The organism is Nocardioides lentus, assembly GCF_039529515.1.
Lineage (GTDB): Bacteria > Actinomycetota > Actinomycetes > Propionibacteriales > Nocardioidaceae > Nocardioides > Nocardioides lentus.
The window spans coordinates 204,912-221,565 of sequence record NZ_BAAAMY010000007.1 but is presented as its reverse complement, the minus strand read 5'-3'; the positions used below and the strand labels follow the sequence as shown (position 1 = coordinate 221,565).

Annotated in this window: 14 protein-coding genes; 6 read left to right on the top strand and 8 right to left on the bottom strand. The window is 75.2% G+C overall.

Features of this window, described 5'->3' with window-relative positions; translation table 11 throughout:
• The 3 genes from ABD158_RS15395 to ABD158_RS15385 form a co-directional block, all read left to right on the top strand.
• A partial coding sequence (locus ABD158_RS15395; protein WP_344008446.1) for a GMC oxidoreductase occupies window positions 1–1,329 on the top strand: 1,329 nt, incomplete at its 5' end.
• Between the two features lie 186 nt (window positions 1,330–1,515).
• On the top strand, window positions 1,516–3,102 hold the full coding sequence (guaA, locus tag ABD158_RS15390; RefSeq protein WP_344008445.1) for a glutamine-hydrolyzing GMP synthase: 1,587 nt from the start codon (window positions 1,516–1,518) through the stop codon (window positions 3,100–3,102).
• Window positions 3,103–3,223: 121 nt separating this feature from the next.
• Window positions 3,224–3,685, top strand: a complete 462-nt coding sequence (locus tag ABD158_RS15385) for a hypothetical protein (RefSeq protein ID WP_344008444.1) — start codon at window positions 3,224–3,226, stop codon at window positions 3,683–3,685.
• 25 nt (window positions 3,686–3,710) lie between these two features.
• Here the strand turns inward: ABD158_RS15385 and ABD158_RS15380 are convergent, their stop codons facing one another.
• Genes ABD158_RS15380 through ABD158_RS15370 form a run of 3 tightly spaced genes read right to left on the bottom strand, consistent with a single transcriptional unit; the run spans window position 3,711 to window position 7,875 of the window.
• Window positions 3,711–4,901, bottom strand: a complete 1,191-nt coding sequence (locus ABD158_RS15380; protein WP_344008442.1) for a glycerate kinase family protein — start codon at window positions 4,899–4,901, stop codon at window positions 3,711–3,713.
• Window positions 4,898–6,394 carry an ATP-binding protein gene (locus ABD158_RS15375; protein WP_344008441.1) on the bottom strand — a complete coding sequence of 499 codons (1,497 nt, stop codon included), beginning with the start codon at window positions 6,392–6,394 and terminating at the stop codon, window positions 4,898–4,900. The genes ABD158_RS15380 and ABD158_RS15375 overlap by 4 nt, the downstream gene beginning before the upstream one ends.
• Window positions 6,391–7,875, bottom strand: a complete 1,485-nt coding sequence (locus ABD158_RS15370; RefSeq protein WP_344008440.1) for an SLC13 family permease — start codon at window positions 7,873–7,875, stop codon at window positions 6,391–6,393. The genes ABD158_RS15375 and ABD158_RS15370 overlap by 4 nt, the downstream gene beginning before the upstream one ends.
• 175 nt (window positions 7,876–8,050) lie before the next feature.
• Between ABD158_RS15370 and ABD158_RS15365 the strand changes: the two genes are divergently transcribed.
• A complete protein-coding gene (locus ABD158_RS15365; RefSeq protein ID WP_344008438.1) occupies window positions 8,051–9,130 on the top strand; it encodes a substrate-binding domain-containing protein in 1,080 nt (359 codons plus the stop codon).
• Window positions 9,131–9,151: 21 nt separating this feature from the next.
• Window positions 9,152–10,471, top strand: coding sequence for a cytochrome P450 (locus ABD158_RS15360; protein ID WP_344008597.1), 1,320 nt, complete (start codon window positions 9,152–9,154; stop codon window positions 10,469–10,471).
• Here ABD158_RS15360 and ABD158_RS15355 read toward each other — a convergent pair.
• The 3 genes from ABD158_RS15355 to ABD158_RS15345 all read right to left on the bottom strand — a co-directional run bounded on the left by ABD158_RS15355 (window position 10,468) and on the right by ABD158_RS15345 (window position 15,564).
• Window positions 10,468–12,987: a bifunctional FO biosynthesis protein CofGH gene (locus ABD158_RS15355; protein WP_344008437.1), complete on the bottom strand. Its 2,520-nt coding sequence runs from the start codon at window positions 12,985–12,987 to the stop codon at window positions 10,468–10,470. The genes ABD158_RS15360 and ABD158_RS15355 overlap by 4 nt on opposite strands.
• A 112-nt stretch (window positions 12,988–13,099) precedes the next feature.
• Window positions 13,100–14,236, bottom strand: coding sequence for an acyl-CoA dehydrogenase family protein (locus tag ABD158_RS15350; protein ID WP_344008436.1), 1,137 nt, complete (start codon window positions 14,234–14,236; stop codon window positions 13,100–13,102).
• Between the two features lie 62 nt (window positions 14,237–14,298).
• Window positions 14,299–15,564 carry a YeeE/YedE family protein gene (locus ABD158_RS15345; protein WP_344008435.1) on the bottom strand — a complete coding sequence of 422 codons (1,266 nt, stop codon included), beginning with the start codon at window positions 15,562–15,564 and terminating at the stop codon, window positions 14,299–14,301.
• Between the two features lie 97 nt (window positions 15,565–15,661).
• Between ABD158_RS15345 and ABD158_RS15340 the strand changes: the two genes are divergently transcribed.
• Window positions 15,662–15,940 carry a hypothetical protein gene (locus ABD158_RS15340; protein ID WP_344008434.1) on the top strand — a complete coding sequence of 93 codons (279 nt, stop codon included), beginning with the start codon at window positions 15,662–15,664 and terminating at the stop codon, window positions 15,938–15,940.
• A gap of 6 nt (window positions 15,941–15,946) precedes the next feature.
• On the opposite strand, the gene ABD158_RS15335 is transcribed toward ABD158_RS15340, so the two are convergent.
• A complete protein-coding gene (locus ABD158_RS15335; protein ID WP_344008433.1) occupies window positions 15,947–16,528 on the bottom strand; it encodes a rhodanese-like domain-containing protein in 582 nt (193 codons plus the stop codon).
• Window positions 16,525–16,647: a hypothetical protein gene (locus ABD158_RS15330; RefSeq protein WP_344008432.1), complete on the bottom strand. Its 123-nt coding sequence runs from the start codon at window positions 16,645–16,647 to the stop codon at window positions 16,525–16,527. Before ABD158_RS15330 ends, ABD158_RS15335 begins: the two co-directional genes overlap by 4 nt.
• Between the last annotated feature and the right edge of the window lie 7 nt (window positions 16,648–16,654).

Sequence of the window (16,654 nt, the reverse complement as noted above, 5' to 3'; positions counted from 1 at the left end):
GTCATGAAGGACGTCGCCGAGGAGATGGGCGTGGGCCACACGTTCCGCCCCACCCCGGTCGGCGTCTACTTCGGCGAGGACCACCACGCGCCGGGCGAGCGGGTCGCCGACCCGTTCTTCGGGGGCGCGGGCCCCGACCGCAACGCCTGCCTGGAGTGCGGCGAGTGCATGACCGGGTGCCGCCACAACGCCAAGAACACCCTGGTCAAGAACTACCTGCACCTCGCCGAGGGCCTCGGTGCCGTCGTGCACCCGCTGACCACCGTCACGCGGATCCGCCCGCGGCCCGAGGCCGAGGGCGGCGGCTTCCGAGTCGACACCCGCTGGACGAAGGCCAAGCTGTCGCGGCGCTCGGCCGTGCGCACCTTCACGGCCCGCGAGGTGGTCGTCTCCGCCGCCGCGCTCGGCACCCAGAAGCTGCTCCACCGGCTCAAGGCGGACGGCGACCTGCCCCACGTCTCGGACCAGCTCGGCGTGCTGACCCGCACCAACTCCGAGGCGATCCTCGGCGCGATCGCCCCGCGCTCGACCACCGACTTCACCCGCGGTGTCGCGATCACCTCCTCGTTCCACCCCGACGACGACACCCACGTCGAGCCCTGCCGCTACGGTCGCGGGTCCAACGCGATGGCCCTGCTGCAGACCGTGCTCACCGACGGCGACGGACCCGGCAAGCGCTGGCGGGTGTGGATGACCGAGCTGGTCAGGCAGCGCCGCCACCTGCTGGGCATGTACGACGTGAAGCACTGGTCGGAGCGCACCGTCATCGCCCTGGTGATGCAGACCCTCGACAACTCGATCACCACCTCGGGTCGGCGCACGCCCTTCGGCTACCGACTGACCTCGCGGCAGGGCCACGGCGCGCCCAACCCGACGTACATCCCGGTGGCCAACGACGTCGTCCGGCGCATGGCGCGCCGGATCGGCGGCTTCGCCGGCGGCTCGATCGGCGAGCCGTTCGACAAGCCGATGACGGCCCACTTCATCGGCGGCTGCACGATCGGCGACAGCCCCGAGACCGGCGTGGTGGACCCCTACCACCGGGTCTTCGGCCACCCGGGGCTCCACGTGGTCGACGGCTCCACGATCTCGGCGAACCTCGGGGTGAACCCGTCGCTGACCATCACGGCCCAGGCGGAGCGGGCGATGTCGATGTGGCCCAACAAGGGCGAGGCGGACCCCCGCCCGGCGCCCGGGTCGTCGTACGTGCCGGTCGCCCCGGTCGCCCCGCGGTCGCCCGCCGTGCCCGAGGCGGCTCCCGGCGCCCTGCGGCTGCCCCTGGTCGAGGTGCGTCACGGCTCGCGCGACGGGGCCGGGCGGAGCGCGTAACCCCCTCGCCCCGCCGGTCGTTGACGTCGTGAGGGCCGACGGCGCGCACCACCCTCCCTGCCGGAGGCCCACGGTCGGGGGCCGCGAGGCCGCCCGACCCGCCAGGGCCCGGCCACCCTCCCTCCCCGGCCGGGCCCTGGCCCTGGCCCTGCGCCCGCCGCCCGCACGCGCCGATAGGGTTGGGCCGTGAGCGCACAGAGCCCGGAGGCGCACCACGACCTGGTGCTGGTGGTCGACTTCGGGGCGCAGTACGCCCAGCTGATCGCGAGGCGGGTCCGCGAGGCGCGGGTCTACTCCGAGATCGTGCCCCACACGATGCCGGTCGCCGACATGCTCGCGCGCCGCCCGAAGGCGATCATCCTGTCCGGCGGCCCCTCCTCGGTGTACGCCGAGGGCGCGCCGGGCCTGGACCCGACCCTGCTCACGGCGGGGCTGCCCGTCTTCGGCATGTGCTACGGCTTCCAGCTCATGGCCCGCGGCCTGGGCGGGGAGGTCGCCCCGACCGGCGCCCGCGAGTACGGCCGCACCGAGGTCCGCGTCGACGACCCCGGCACGCTGCTCGCCGACGTCCCGGCCGAGCACCGCGTGTGGATGTCGCACGGCGACTCCGTGGTCGCGGCCCCCGAGGGGTTCTCCGTGCTCGCCTCCACCGACGTCACCCCCGTGGCCGCGTTCGAGGACCTCACCCGCCGGCTGGCCGGCGTGCAGTGGCACCCCGAGGTCATGCACACCGAGCACGGCCAGCAGGTGCTCGAGCACTTCCTCCACGACATCGCCGGCTGCCGCCAGACCTGGACGATGCTCAACATCGTCGAGGAGCAGGTCGAGGCGATCCGCGCGCAGGTCGGCGAGGGTCGTGCGATCTGCGCGCTGTCCGGCGGGGTGGACTCCGCGGTGGCCGCCGCGATCGTGCAGCGCGCCATCGGCGACCGACTCACGTGCGTGTACGTCGACCACGGGATGATGCGCCTCGGCGAGACCGACCAGGTGCGGCGCGACTTCGAGGAGGTCTTCGACGAGCTCGACGTCGTCGACGCCGCCGACCAGTTCGTGGACGCCCTCGCCGGGGTCACCGAGCCCGAGGAGAAGCGCAAGATCATCGGGCGCGAGTTCATCCGCACCTTCGAGGCCGCCCAGGCCCGGGTCTTCGCCGACCTGGTGCCGACCTCGGGGGAGGGGGAGACGGCGTACCTCGTCCAGGGCACGCTCTACCCCGACGTCGTCGAGTCCGGCGGGGGCGCCGGCACCTCGACGATCAAGTCGCACCACAACGTCGGCGGCCTGCCCGACGACCTGACCTTCGCGCTCGTCGAGCCGCTGCGGGTGCTGTTCAAGGACGAGGTCCGCGCCGTCGGGGAGCAGCTCGGCCTGCCCTCGACCATGGTGTGGCGCCAGCCGTTCCCGGGCCCCGGCCTCGGGATCCGGATCATCGGCGAGGTCACCCGCGAGCGGCTCGACCTGCTGCGCCAGGCCGACGCCATCGCCCGCGAGGAGCTCACCCGCGCCGGCCTGGACCGCGACATCTGGCAGATGCCGGTCGTGCTGCTCGCCGACGTGCACTCGGTCGGCGTGCAGGGCGACGGCCGCACCTACGGCCACCCCGTCGTCATCCGGCCGGTCACCTCCGAGGACGCGATGACCGCCGACTGGGCGCGCCTGCCCTTCGACGTGCTGGAGCGGATCTCGACGCGGATCACGAACGAGGTCGAGGCCGTCAACCGGGTCGTGCTCGACGTGACCAGCAAGCCGCCGGGCACCATCGAGTGGGAGTGAGCGTCGCGGGCCGGGCGTGAGGCCCGGCCCCGCGACGAGCCGAGCCCGGCTCCTGGGGACGATGTCGGGCCCTGTGGAGGGACGCCGACGCCCGGCCGCGGATCGCGGCAGGCTCGCCGCCATGACCCACGACATCCCTGCCGACCGGCCCGCCGACGACGACCGTCCGGCGCCGCACCGTCCGTCGATCCGCACCCAGGCCGACCTCGAGGCGACCTGGCGCCGCCTGATGGAGCCGCTCGGCTTCTCCCGCCACAGCCTGTGGCTGATGCTCCTCGACGCCGACGGCCGGCCGGTGCCGAAGCTCGTCGAGATCGACGACGCGCACCGCGCCCCGGGGGAGGAGGACCTCGACGGGTTCGCCCACTTCGTGCTCGACCTCGTCACCGACCTGGTGCCCGGGGGTCGGCTCGCCGCGCTGCGCAGCCGCCCCGGGGTCGGCGGGCCGGACGCGGACGACCTCGGCTGGGCCCGGGTGCTCGTCGGTGCCTGCCGACGGGTCGGCGTCGCCACCGAGGTGGTGCACCTCGCCACCGACGTCGACCTCCTGCCGCTGCCCTACGACGTGCTCGCCGTCGCCTGAGTCGGCCGCCTGGACCCGCAGGGGCTCAGGCCTCGCCCTCCTGCCAGGCCAGGCGGCGCCCGACCAGCAGCAGGCGCATCGTCTGCTCCGCGGAGCTCGTCAGCGACTCCCGCACCTCGGCCAGGGCCTCGTCCAGCGACTGCGGCCGGGTGAGTATCGAGGCGTAGGCGTCCAGGCCGGCGTCCAGGGCGGCCTGCACCCCCTCGCCCACGGTGCCGGTCAGCGCCACCACGGGGATGTCGCGCGCCCCCGCGTGGCGCGCGACCTCGGCCGGCACCTTGCCGCGGGCGCTCTGCCGGTCGATCGCCCCCTCCGCGGTGAGCACGAGGTCGACCCGCTCGAGCAGTGCGTCGAAGTCGAGGTAGCGGGTGATCACGTCGAAGCGCGGGTGCAGCGTCGCGCCCAGGAGGGCGGAGGCCCCCGCGCCCAGGCCGCCGGAGGCGCCCGAGCCCGGGACCGTCGCGACGTCCACCCCGAGGTCGCGGGCGATGACCTCGGCGTAGCGCTCGAGCGCCTCCTCGAGGCGGGCGACGGTGGCCTCGTCGGCACCCTTCTGGGGTCCGAACACGCGCGCCACCCCCGACGGGCCGGTCAGCACGTTGTCCCAGTTGCACGCGACCTCGAGCTCGACCTCGGCCAGCCGCGGGTCCAGGCCGGAGACGTCGACGGCCGCCAGGCGGGCCAGCTCGCCGCCGCCGCGACCGAGCTCGACGCCCTCGGGGTCCCGCAGCCGCACCCCGAGGGCCTGGGCCATCCCGGCGCCGCCGTCGTTGGTGCCCGAGTCGCCGCAGCCGAGCAGGATCCTGCGGGCACCGGCGTCGAGGGCGGCCAGCAGCAGCTCGCCCACGCCGTACGTCGTGGTCGCGAGGGGGTCGCGGCGGTCCCGCGGGACGTGGCGCAGCCCGGCGGCCGAGGCCATCTCCAGCACGGCGGTGGTCACGGCGGGCCCGTCGTCGGCCGGGTCCGCGGCCAGCAGGCCGAAGTACGCCTCGACCGGCTCGCCGACGGGGCCGGTGACGGTGACGTCGTGCAGCGTGCCGCCGACGGTGCCGACGAGCGCGCGGGCGAAGCCCTCGCCGCCGTCGGGCACCGGAGCCTTGACGATCATGGCGTCGGGGACGGCCCGTCGTACGCCGGAGGCGACGCAGTCGGCGACCTCGTCGGCGTCCAGGCTCTCCTTGAAGCCCGAGGGGGCGATCAGCACGCGCAGTCTCATGGGGTGGTCCTCCTGGTCCGCCCGCCGGAGCGGGACGTCGGTCGTGGTGTGGGGGGCAGCAGCAGGCGCGCGACGGTGCCGCGGCCGCCGTCGCCGGCCTGCAGCTGCAGGCGTCCGCCGTGCTGCTCGGCGACGGCGGTCGCGAGGCGCAGCCCGACGCCGCGGGTCTCGTCGGGCCGGTCGGTGCCGTCGTGCAGCCAGGCGATGTCGGCGGGGGAGAACCCGGCGCCGTCGTCGGTGACCTCCAGCGCCACGCCGTCGGGGTGGGGCCGGGCGGCGAGGCCGAGGGACCCGCCGCGCTCGGGCAGGGCGTCGAGGGCGTTGCGGACCAGCTCGGACAGGGTCTCGCGCAGCCGGGCGCGGTCCGCGACCAGCGGGTCGGGGAGGTCCTCGACGCGGATCGCGATGCCGACGCCACGCCGCACGAGCTCGTCGGCCACCCGTCCCGCGACGTCGTGGAGGACCGCGACCGGGTCGACGACCGCGAGGTCGAGCTCGACCGGGTAGGTCAGCGCCCCCAGTCGCTCGACGGCCCGACGGGTCGACGCGACCCGCGCGGTCAGCTCGGCGGCGCGCGCCTCGTCGAGGTCGCCCGCGACGGCGGCCACCTGCTCGGCGAGGCCGTCGACCACCCGGGCCAGGACGAGTCGCGCGTCGTCGTGCTCACCCGGGTCCGGGGCACCCGGGGCACCCGGGGCCCCGCCGGGACCGGCGGACCGCTCGAGCTGCTCGGCGAGCCGGTTGAAGTCGCGGCTCAGGGTGCCGATCTCGTCGTCGGGGCCCTCGGGCAGCCGGACGTCGGTGCGTCCCCGGGCCAGCCCGGCCAGGCCCTCGTGCAGCTCGCGGACGGGCCGGAAGACGCCGCCGGCCAGGAAGGCGCCGATGAGCAGCAGCAGCGAGACGGTGCCGAGACCGGCCACGACCAGCGTCGTGCTGGCGGTGCCACGGGCCTCGGAGGCCGCGGCCCGGACCTCCTCGCGCTTGGCCTCGTCGCTGGCCACGGCGGCGTCGGTGACGGCGTCGAAGGGTTCGAAGGCCTCCTCCTCGACCCGTTCGAGCTCGGCGCGGGCCTCGGCGGTCCGGCCCTGCTCGACCAGGTCGAAGACCGTGTCGGCACTGTCGTCGAGCGCGGTCGCGGCCGCGCGGACCTCGGCGACCTCCCGCTCCTCCGCGGGGTCCTCGGCGAGCTCGGCCCAGTCGTCGAAGACGGCGTCGATGCCGGCCAGCCGGTCGGTGTAGTCGGCGCGGGCGTCGGGGTCGGAGCCGAGGACGGCGTCCGGCACCTCCTTGTAGGCCTCGAAGGTCAGCGCGCGCGCCTCCAGCAGCCGCAGGCTGCGCAGGTAGTGCCGCTCCTGCTCGTCGGCGGAGCCGCGCCACTGCGTGAGGGTGTAGCCGGTGACCCCGACGACGAGCAGCGCGATCACGCCGAGCGCGGTGAAGGTCGCGGTGAGCCGTCGCGACAGGCTGCCGCGGCCGCGGGCCCGGGGGCTCACAGCGCCATCCCCGTCCACTGCCACCACCCGAGGTAGAAGACGACCACGAGCACCACGTGCACCGGCAGCAGGACGGCCGAGAGCCGCATCAGGTCCGCGGGCTCGAAGGTGGGCTCCTCGAGCTCGGCGTAGAGCAGGAGGGCCTTGCTGCTCACCGCGAGCGTCAGGCAGTAGTCCATGCCGACGGTGCCGATGAACACGACCGCGGTCGGGTCGAGCTCGAGCGTCGCGGCGAGCGACAGGACGGCGGGCACGAGGGCGGCCGCGCGGGCCGCGTGGGACGTCATGTAGAGGTGCGAGGTCAGCGTCAGCAGCGAGAGGGTCACCAGCACGAGGAGCACGGAGTCGGTGCTGCCGATCCCGGAGAAGGCGAACAGGCGCTCCACGACCCAGCCCGCCGCCCCGGTGTCGACGAGCGCCTCGCCGAGCACCAGGGCGGCGCCCACGAACAGCACGAGGTTCCAGGAGACCGCGGCGACGCCGTCCTTCCAGGAGATCGCGCCCACGCCCGGGGCGGTGAGCACCACCGCGCCGGCGAGGGCCACGTAGGCGACCTCGAGTCCGTGGACCGACTCCGTCGACCACAGCCCCACCATCACCGCCGTGACCAGCAGCGTGCGGCGCTCGGCGCCGCTCAGGGCCCGGCGGGGGGCCCGCGGCAGCGACAGCGGGCTGCGCCGTACCTCGGCGCTCAGGAACATCCGGCCGATCGCCCAGCACGACACGACGCTCGCCGCCAGGCCGAAGGGGAAGCCCCACAGCAGCCACTGCGCGAACGAGATCGGCTCCCCGGTGACGTCGTCGAGCAGGTCGTTGGCGATCAGGTGGGACCCGGCGCCGACCAGGGTGCAGATCGTCGACACCAGGACGACGACCGGCACCAGCAGCGACAGGGCCCGGGTGACCGAGCGGTCGTCGACGGCGCGGGTGATCGCCCGGTGGACCGGCAGCACGACCGCCGCCCGGCCCGAGGTCGAGGGGATCAGGAGCGACAGCGGCACCAGCATCGCCGTGAGGGCCCAGGTCGCCCCGCCGACCGTGCGCACCCGCCCCGACATCGCGGAGGTCAGCCGGCCCGCGAGCCCGGTGGCGCGGATGGCGCCGCCCAGCACGAACGCGCCGACCATGAGCCAGACCACGTCGGCGGCCAGCGCCTCGAAGAGGTCCTCCTGCTCGGTGCCGCCCAGCGCGGTCAGCAGGACGGCGCTCGCCAGGGCGACCCAGGCGGCGGGCAGCCGCGTCGTCGACCACAGCACGACCGCCACGCCGAAGGCGAGCAGCGCGGCGCGGGCGTCGGCCTCGAGCGTGCGGGGGAGCTGCACGAGGACGACGAGGGCGACGAGGCACGCGACCGGGCGCACCGCGCCGTCGAGACGGGCCCGACGCGAGGGGGGCGGGGTCGGGGCGCGGCGCAGGGCGGCGAGCCCCGCGGAGGCGTCGCCGCGCGGCGTCGCCAGCTCGAAGATCTCGGGGGAGGGCATCGGGTCAACGTAGGTGAACGGCGAATGAACTCGCGCCCTGGAAGCGGTTGCATGAGAGGTCTCTCAGACTGCCGTCACGCGGCTCTCATCTGCCGGCCGGACCGGGCGCGCCCGCAGCGGTGTCGGGACGCACCGGCGGGCCGGCGCCGCGGGGCCGCGTGCCACCATGGCGCCCATGCGAGCCGACACCGACTCCGCACGGGCCCGACGCGGGTGGCGGACCGCCGCGGTCGGCGTGCTGGTCGCGGCGCTCGGCTCGGTGGGCACGGCGTGCTCGGTCGGCGGGGACGACGAGACCCCCCGACCCGTGGTCGCCTTCCTCGGCGGCGCCGATCCCGACGGGCGGCACTACGAGTCCGACGCGTCGGCGCTGCGCGAGGCCCTCCGCGCGGACTGCGAGGACTGCGAGTACGCCGCGCTCGACGCGGGCGGCGACGCGGACCTCCAGGCCGAGCAGATGACCGAGGTGCTCGAGGGCGGGGCCGACGTCGTCGTCCTCGAGGCCGTCGACGCCGAGCGCGGCGAGGAGCTGGTGACGCGGGCCGGGGACGTCCCGGTCGTCACGATGGACCGGTTCGTGCCGGGCGCCACGCACCACGTCGGCTACGACCCCGAGGCGGCCGCCCGGGTCCTCGCCCGCGCCACCCTGGAGCAGGCCGCCGTCGACGCGCCGGGGGTGCTCCTGCTCGGGGCCTCGCGGGGTGACCTGGCGGGCCGGGAGACGACCGCGGCCACCCGGCAGGCCCTCGTCGACGGTGGGGCCGAGGTGCTGGCCGAGGACGCCCCCGAGGCCGCGACGGCCGAGGAGGCGCGGCGGTGGGTCGCCGACGAGATCGGCCAGCGGCCCCCCGGGGCGGTCGCTGCCGTCGTGGCGGCCGACGAGACCCAGGCCGCCGGTGTGGCGGCGGCCTACGACGAGGCCGGGGTCGGGGTCGCCGACCGGCCCGCGGTCGTCGGGACCGGGGCCGACCTCGAGGCGCTGCGACGGCTGATCACCGACGAGCAGGCGGTCGCCCTGCACGAGCCCCGCGACGCCCTGGTGCGGCGGGTCGTCGCCACCGCGGCCGAGCTGCTGGAGGGGGCACCGGTGACCGACACGGTCGACGTCGAGGGCGTCCCGTCCTTCCTCGGGAGCCCCGAGTCGGTCACCCTGCGCACCCTCACGAGCGTCATGGTCCGCGACGGCGAGGTCACGACCGCCGAGCTCTGCGAGGGCGACACGGCGGACCCCTGCGCCCGTCTCGGCATCCGGTGAGGCGAGGATGGGCGCGTGACGATGCTGGCCGGGGCGACCCGCACTGCCGCCCGCATGGGTCGCGCGCCCGGTCTCGGGTGGGTCGCCGGGCTGGTGCGTCGCGGGGCCGTGGGCCTCGCGAGCCGCTCCGGGACCCTCGACCTGTCGCGGGTCGAGCAGGTCCCGGAGTCGCTGGCGTGGCCGCTGCGGCGTGAGGGGCTCGTGCCCTCCGAGCGGCTGCGGGCGCTCGGCGCCGAGGACCCGGTCCACCGGCTGACCTCCTTCGTCGGCATGCGCGTGTGGCTGGTCACCGGGCACGCCGAGTCGCGCGCGGTGCTGGCCGACGCCGGGTCGTACAGCACCGACATCCGGCCCTACGTCGGGCGGCGGGGGCGCACGGACGGCGACATCGGCGGGCTCGGGTTCACCGACCCGCCCGACCACACGCGCCTGCGCCGGATGCTGACCCCCGAGCTGACGATGCGCGCGCTGGGCCGGATGCGCCCGCTGGTGGAGTCCGTCGTCGAGCGCCAGCTCGACGAGGTCGCCGACGCGGCCCGCGGTGGGGGCGAGGTGGACCTCGTGCCGACCTTCGCGTTCCCGGTGCCGTTCCTCGTCATCTGCGACCTGCTCGGCCTGCCCGACCGGCGTCGCGAGGAGTTCCGCGCCCTCGGCAGCGCCCGGTTCGACGTCTCCGGCGGGGGCTACGGCACGTTCGGGGCCATCTCGGGGTCGCGGGAGTTCCTCCTCGAGGAGGTCCGCCGGCAGCGGGTCGAGCCCGGGCCGGGCCTCATCGGGCGGCTGCTGGCCGCCCACGGGGACGACGTCGACGACCGCGAGCTGGCCGGGCTCGCCGACGGGGTGTTCACCGGGGGCCTCGAGACCAGCGCGAGCATGCTGGCGCTCGGCGCGGCCGTGCTGCTCGAGGACCGCCCCACCTGGCGCGGCCTCGCCGCCGGCTCCACCCCGGTCGAGCCGGTCGTCGAGGAGCTGCTGCGGCTGCTGTCGGTCGTCCAGGTCGCGTTCCCCCGCTTCGTGCGTCGCGAGGCCGTGGTCGGCGGGGTGACGGTCCGGCCCGGCGACGTCGTGCTCGTCTCGCTGCCCGCGGCCGACCACGACGAGCGCCTGACCGGGCCCGGTGCCACCCGCTTCGACCCCGCCCGGGGCCCGGCGGCCCACCTGGCGTTCGGGCACGGGCTGCACCGGTGCGTCGGCGCGGAGCTGGCCCGCCTCGAGCTCCGCACGGCGTACGCCGGGCTGGCCGCCAGGTTCGGGGACCTGCGGCTCGTGGCGCCCCCCGAGGTCTCGGAGACGTCGCTGGTGCTCGGCGTCGACCGGGTGCTGGTGCGGACCGGGGCCTAGGCCGGCCCGTAGACGGTGTCCCGCTGGCGCAGCGGGCGCCCGATGCCCTCGGCGATGTCGGCGAGCTCGGCGACGGTCTTGGCCGAGCCGTGCTCGGAGCCGGCCATCCGCGAGATGGTCTCCTCCATCAGGGTGCCGCCGAGGTCGTCGGCGCCGCCGCGCAGCATGGCGCGGGTGCCCTCGACCCCGAGCTTGACCCAGCTGGTCTGCACGTGGTCGATCCGCCCGTGGAGCAGGATCCGGGCCATCGCGTGGACGGCACGGTTGTCGCGCATCGTCGGGCCCGGGCGGGCGACCCCGGCGAGGTAGATCGGCGCCGAGGTGTGCACGAAGGGCAGCGGCACGAACTCGGTGAAGCCCGCGACCCCGGCCTCGGTCGCCGTGTCCTGGATGCCGGCGATGGTGCGCAGGTGGCCGACCCAGTGGCGGGGGTGGTCGACGTGGCCGTACATCATCGTCGAGCTCGACCTGAGTCCCACCCGGTGCGCCGTGGTGACCACGTCGATCCAGGTCGCCGTGGGCAGCTTGCCCTTGGTCAGCACCCAGCGGACCTCGTCGTCGAGGATCTCCGCGGCCGTGCCGGGGATCGAGCCGAGGCCGGCCTCGCGGGTCTTGACGAGGAAGTCCTCGACGGACAGCCCGGTGCGTGCCGAGCCGTTGACCACCTCCATCGGGCTGAAGGCGTGCACGTGCATGCCGGGGACCCGCTGCTTCACGGCGGCCACCAGGTCGACGTACGCCGTGCCGGGCAGCTCGGGGTCGATGCCGCCCTGCATGCACACCTCGGTCGCGCCCAGCTCCCACGCCTCCTGCGCCCGGTCGGCGACCTGGGTCAGCGACAGCGAGAACGCGTCGGCGTCGGTCCGGCGCTGCGCGAAGGCGCAGAAGCGGCAGCCGACGTAGCAGACGTTGGTGAAGTTGATGTTGCGGTTGACGACGTAGGTGACCTCGTCGCCGACCACGTCGCGGCGCAGGTCGTCGGCCAGGCGGCAGACCTGCTCGAGCAGGTTGCCGTCGGCGGTGATCAGCTCCAGCGCCTGCGCGTCGGTGATCCCGGCGGGGTCCCGCTCGGCGGCGCGCAGGGCCGCGGCGCCCGGCAGGGCGCCGGTGGCGGACACGCCGGTCGCGATCCCGCCCGCGGCCTCGCGCACGGCGTCCCAGTCGCCGTACACGGAGTCGAAGTCGCCGCGGCGGTCCTCGGTGCGGCCCTCGATGTCGACGGCGGTGTGGAGGTCGGTGCGGCCGCTGGCGGCCAGGCCGCCGTCGGGCTCCTGCCAGGGCATCCCGACCGGTCGGGCCCCGGGTCGCGCGAGGCCGTCGGGTCCGGACAGCGCGGCGACGTGGCCCGCGAGCCGCGGGTCCAGCCAGGGCTCGCGGAGGTACTCGGGGTGCGCCGTCAGCCGGGCCCGCAGCTCGAGGCCGGCCTCGGCGGTGAGGGCGCGCAGGCGCTCGAGGGAGGGCCAGGGGCGCTCGGGGTTGACGTGGTCGGGCGTCAGCGGCGAGACCCCGCCCCAGTCGTCGACGCCGGCGTCGAGCAGCGCGCGGCACTCGGCGAGGTCGGTGAGGTTCGGCGGCGCCTGCACCCGCATCCGCGGGCCCAGCACGACGCGGGTGACGGCGATCGCGGCGCGGTACTCCTCGAGCGCCAGGTCGTCGGTGTGGCGCATCGCGGTGTCGGGCTTGGCGCGGAAGTTCTGGACGATGACCTCCTGCACGGCGCCGTGGGCGCGGGCCGCGGCGCGCAGCGCGAAGATCGTCTCGGCCCGCTCGGCGAGGGTCTCGCCGATGCCGACCAGCAGCCCCGTCGTGAAGGGGACGCCGAGGCGGCCCGCGTCGGTGAGCACCTGGAGCCGGAGCGCCGGGTCCTTGTCGGGGGAGCCGAAGTGCGCGAGCCCCTTCGTCGTATGCAGCCGCGTCGAGGTGGTCTCGAGCATCATGCCCATCGACGGGGCGACGGGCTTGAGGCGGTTCATCTCCTCCCAGCTCATGACGCCGGGGTTGAGGTGGGGCAGCAGGCCGGTCTCCTCCAGCACCTGCACCGCCAGCGCCCGCACGTAGGCGAGCGTCGAGTCGTAGCCCTGCTCGTCGAGCCACGCCCGCGCCTCGGGCCAGCGGTCCTCGGGCCGGTCGCCGAGGGTGAACAGCGCCTCCAGACAGCCGAGCTCGGCGCCCTGCCGGCAGATCTCGAGGATCTCGTCCGGCGACAGGTACGGCGCCCGCCCCTCCCGGGCCGCCTGGCCCGGGGTCTCGACGAAGGTGCAGTAGTGGCAGCGGTCCCGGCACAGGCGCGTGATCGGCACGAAGACCTTGGGGGAGTAGGTCACCACCGCCGGCCGTCCGGCCGCGACGAGCCCGGCGTCGCGGACCCGCGCCGCGGCCGCGCACAGCTCGTCGAGCTGCTCGCCGCGCGCCGCCAGCAGGGCGGTCGCCTCGGCCACGTCGAGGCTCGCGCCGCGACGCACCCGCGCGAGCGCCCGGCGTACCTGCTGGGGGGTGGGCTCTGCCTGCTGATCCACCGCCACAGCCTGTCACGCGGGGGGCTGGGCGCTCCACGGCAGGGACCACCGAACCCGTCCGTGGTGGATCGCTGCTCCCCGGAGACAGCGGCCCACCACGGACGGGGCGGGCTCAGAGGCCGAGGAAGCGGCCGACGATCTCCTTCTGGATCTCGGTGGTGCCGCCGTAGATGGTCTGGATGCGGGAGTCCAGGTAGGCCTTGGCGACGGGGTACTCGCTCATGTAGCCGTAGCCGCCGTGGAGCTGCACGGCACGGTCGGCGATCTTCGTCTGCAGCTCGGTGGTCCACCACTTCGCCATCGACGCGAGGCTGGTGTCGAGCTCGCCGGCGTTGTGGCGGCGCACGCAGTCCTCGACGAAGACGCGGGCGATGTGGGTCTCGGTGGCCATCTCGGCGACGGTGAAGCGGATGTGCTGCAGCTTGCCGATCGGCCGGCCGAAGGCCTCCCGCTCCTTCACGTAGCTCAGCGAGAGGTCGAGCAGCTTCTCGCACGCCGCGACGGCGATCATCGCGATCGAGAGCCGCTCCTGGGGGAGGTTCTCCATCAGGTGCACGAAGCCGCCGCCCTCGGTGCCGAGGAGGTTCTCCTTCGGCACCACCACGTCGTCGAACGACAGCTCGGCGGTGTCCTGGGCCTTGAGGCCGATCTTGTCGAGGTTGCGGCCCCGCTCGAAGCCCTCCGTGCCGCGCTCCACGACGAGGAGGCTGATGCCCTGGTGGCCGGCGTCCGGGTCGGTGCGCGCGACGACGATCACGAGGTCGGCGTTGATGCCGTTGCTGATGAAGGTCTTCGACCCGTTCAGCACCCAGTGGTCGCCCTTGTCGATCGCGTGGGTGCGGATGCCCTGCAGGTCGCTGCCGGCGCCCGGCTCCGTCATCGCGATCGCCGTGACGATCTCGCCGGAGACGCACCCGGGCAGCCAGCGCTGCTTCTGCTCCTCGGTGCCGAGCGCGGAGATGTAGGGGACGATGATGTCGGTGTGGACGGGGAAGCCCGGCCCGCTCGCCATCGCCCGGCCCATCTCCTCGGCCAGCACCAGGTTGTAGCGGAAGTCCTTCGCTCCGAGCCCGCCGTACTCCTCGGCGACGTCGAAGCAGAGCAGGCCCGCGTCGCCTGCCTTGCGCCACAGCTCGCGCGGCACGATGCCGGCGGCCTCCCACGCGGCGTGGTGGGGGACCACCTCGCGGTCCATGAACGCCCGCGCGGTCGACCGGAAGTCCTCGTGCTCCTGCTCCAGCAGCGTCATGGACGAACCGTGACACAACCACTGTCACGGTTCAAGGCTCAGTCGTCCGGCCGGACGCGGGCTCAGCAGACGGCGTCGGTCGGCCGCGGGTTGCGGAGCCCGAGCAGGGGACGGAGCGACAGGCCCACCACGGTGCCGCCGAGCGCCATCAGCCCCCACAGCCAGCCGTGCAGGCTGAAGGAGGCGATGCCGCCGAAGTAGGCGCCGATGTTGCAGCCGTAGGCGATGCGGGCGCCGTAGCCCATCATCACGCCGCCGACCAGCGCCCCGACGGCGAGCCGTCCCGGGATGCGGCGGTGCACGACGAACGCGCCGGCCAGTGACGAGGCCACGAGGGCCCCGAGGATGATCCCGAGGTCCATCACCGAGGTCTTCTCGGCGAGGACGCCGGCCTCGAACTTCGCGAGGTTGCCCGGGTCCTGCCAGAAGGGCCAGGCCAGCACGTCGACGCCCACCGCGTCGAGGAGCTTGCTGCCCCACAGGCTGAAGGCGAAGGTGATGCCCCACGCGCCGCCGGAGACCCAGAGGGTGAGCGCGTTGAGGGCGGCGAGCAGGAACGCGCCCACCCACAGCGGCCACGACCCGCGGACGGCCCGCGCCAGGCCGCGGCGCGCGACCGGTGCGCGGTCCACGGGGGGCGCGGGGCGACCTCGCCGGGCCACGGCGTACGTCGCGCCGACGATCGCGCCGACCGCGGCGATCGTGATCACCCACGCGCCGAGGTAGCCGAAGGGCTGCACGTCGGTCAGCGACACGCTGCCGGCGTCGGGCAGCCCGGTCCAGAACGTGAAGGTCCAGGCCCCGAGCGTGGAGCCGACGACGAACCCGCCGAGCGTGACGAGGATCGAGGTCTGCCCGGACCCCACGGCGAACAGGGTGCCCGAGGCGCACGAGCCCCCGAGCTGCATGCCCACGCCGAAGAGGAACGCACCGACGACGACGCCGAAGCCGATCGGGGCCAGCGACGGGGTGGGGGTGGCGCCCTGCCACCCGACCCCGGTGGCCAGGATGGGGGCAAACAGGGTCGCGGCGACGCCGATCATCAGCATGTGGGCGCGCAACCCGGCGCCCTGCCGCACCGCGACCAGCTGGCGCCACGCGGAGGTGAAGCCGAAGCGGGAGTGGAAGAGCACGAAGCCGAGCGCGAGCCCGATCGCGAACAGCACCGCGGGCACCTGGCCGGACCGGCTCCAGACCAGGGCCCCGAGCCCGGCCGCCGCGACGCCGCCGACCACGGCGACGCCCAGCCGGGGGGCCGGGGCCGCATCGGCCTCGGCGGCGCGACGGGCGGCCGGTCGGACGTCCGCCTGCAGGTGGGTCGGGCTCATCGCGTCCTTCCAGGAGTCGGGCAGTGAGGCGTGTCGGGCCTGCTGCGGGCCTGCTGCCGGCCTCCTGCGGGCCGAGCGGGCCGAGGGTCGTCGTCAGATGCTGCTTCGCGTCGGACGCGACCTCACGCAGCGCCTCGTCGTCGCCCGCCATCCCGATCATGTCGTCCGGGTCGAAGGCGTCGACCACGCAGGCGTCGTCGCCGGTGGCGCGGACGACGACGACGTTGCACGGCAGGACCGCGGCGATCGTCGGGTCGACCTCATGGTCGCGCGCAGGTCGATCTCGGTCAGGATGCCGGAACCGGCGTGGGCGAGCGAGGCGCGCACGGCGCCCAGGCCTCCTCGTACGGGAGGGCCACGGTCGTCGACAGGGTGAACCCGCTCATCGGGCGGCACCCGGGGCGAGGGCGTCGGTCAGGTGGGTCGTCGGCGCGGAGCCGCGACGGTTCCACGGCATCCGGGCGAGGGCGTTGCCCATGGCGCAGGTGTTGCTGAGGGCCGAGAAGGTCAGCCCGCCGCCGATGCCGCCGGCCACCCACTTGGCCCTCGGTGCGACGGTGCTCGCGAGGATCCCGGTGAGCACGATGCCGCCGGCCACGAGCCGGACCTGACGCTCGATCTCCCAGCTGCGGCGGCCCTGCTCGACCTCGCCGCCCTGCTCGCGCCAGGAGGAGAGGCCGCCGTCCAGCACGCGGACGCCCTCGACACCCGCGTCGGCGAGCACGGCCGCGGCGTCCCGGGCGCGCCCACCGGAGGCGCACACGACGACGACCTCGCGGTCCGGGGCGGGCAGCTCGTCGGCGGCGGCCCGCTGCCGCTTCAGCTCGTCGAGCGGCACGTTGACCGAGCCGGGCAGCCGCGCGCTCTCGAACTCGGCAGGGCTGCGGACGTCCAGCAGCAGCGGGCCCCCGGGGGTGCCGAGGGCGGCGGCCAGCTGGTCGGGGGCGACGGTGGGGGTGCTCATCGGGCGGTCTCCTCGGGGTTGTCGGTCGGGCTGGTGCGCCGCGTCGGGACGCCGGCCGCGACCGGGTCGTCCAGGCCGCCACCGTCGACGAGCGAGCGGCCCGTGCCGGTCCTGTCCATCACGGCG

Coding starts and splice junctions, on each gene's coding strand:
- ABD158_RS15385 (WP_344008444.1), top strand. CDS start 3,224: ATGACCCACGACATCCCTGCCGACCGGCCCGCCGACGACGACCGTCCG.
- ABD158_RS15380 (WP_344008442.1), bottom strand. CDS start 4,901: ATGAGACTGCGCGTGCTGATCGCCCCCTCGGGCTTCAAGGAGAGCCTG.
- ABD158_RS15370 (WP_344008440.1), bottom strand. CDS start 7,875: ATGCCCTCCCCCGAGATCTTCGAGCTGGCGACGCCGCGCGGCGACGCC.
- ABD158_RS15365 (WP_344008438.1), top strand. CDS start 8,051: ATGCGAGCCGACACCGACTCCGCACGGGCCCGACGCGGGTGGCGGACC.
- ABD158_RS15360 (WP_344008597.1), top strand. CDS start 9,152: ATGCTGGCCGGGGCGACCCGCACTGCCGCCCGCATGGGTCGCGCGCCC.
- ABD158_RS15350 (WP_344008436.1), bottom strand. CDS start 14,236: ATGACGCTGCTGGAGCAGGAGCACGAGGACTTCCGGTCGACCGCGCGG.
- ABD158_RS15345 (WP_344008435.1), bottom strand. CDS start 15,564: ATGAGCCCGACCCACCTGCAGGCGGACGTCCGACCGGCCGCCCGTCGC.
- ABD158_RS15340 (WP_344008434.1), top strand. CDS start 15,662: ATGCTGCTTCGCGTCGGACGCGACCTCACGCAGCGCCTCGTCGTCGCC.
- ABD158_RS15335 (WP_344008433.1), bottom strand. CDS start 16,528: ATGAGCACCCCCACCGTCGCCCCCGACCAGCTGGCCGCCGCCCTCGGC.
- ABD158_RS15330 (WP_344008432.1), bottom strand. CDS start 16,647: ATGGACAGGACCGGCACGGGCCGCTCGCTCGTCGACGGTGGCGGCCTG.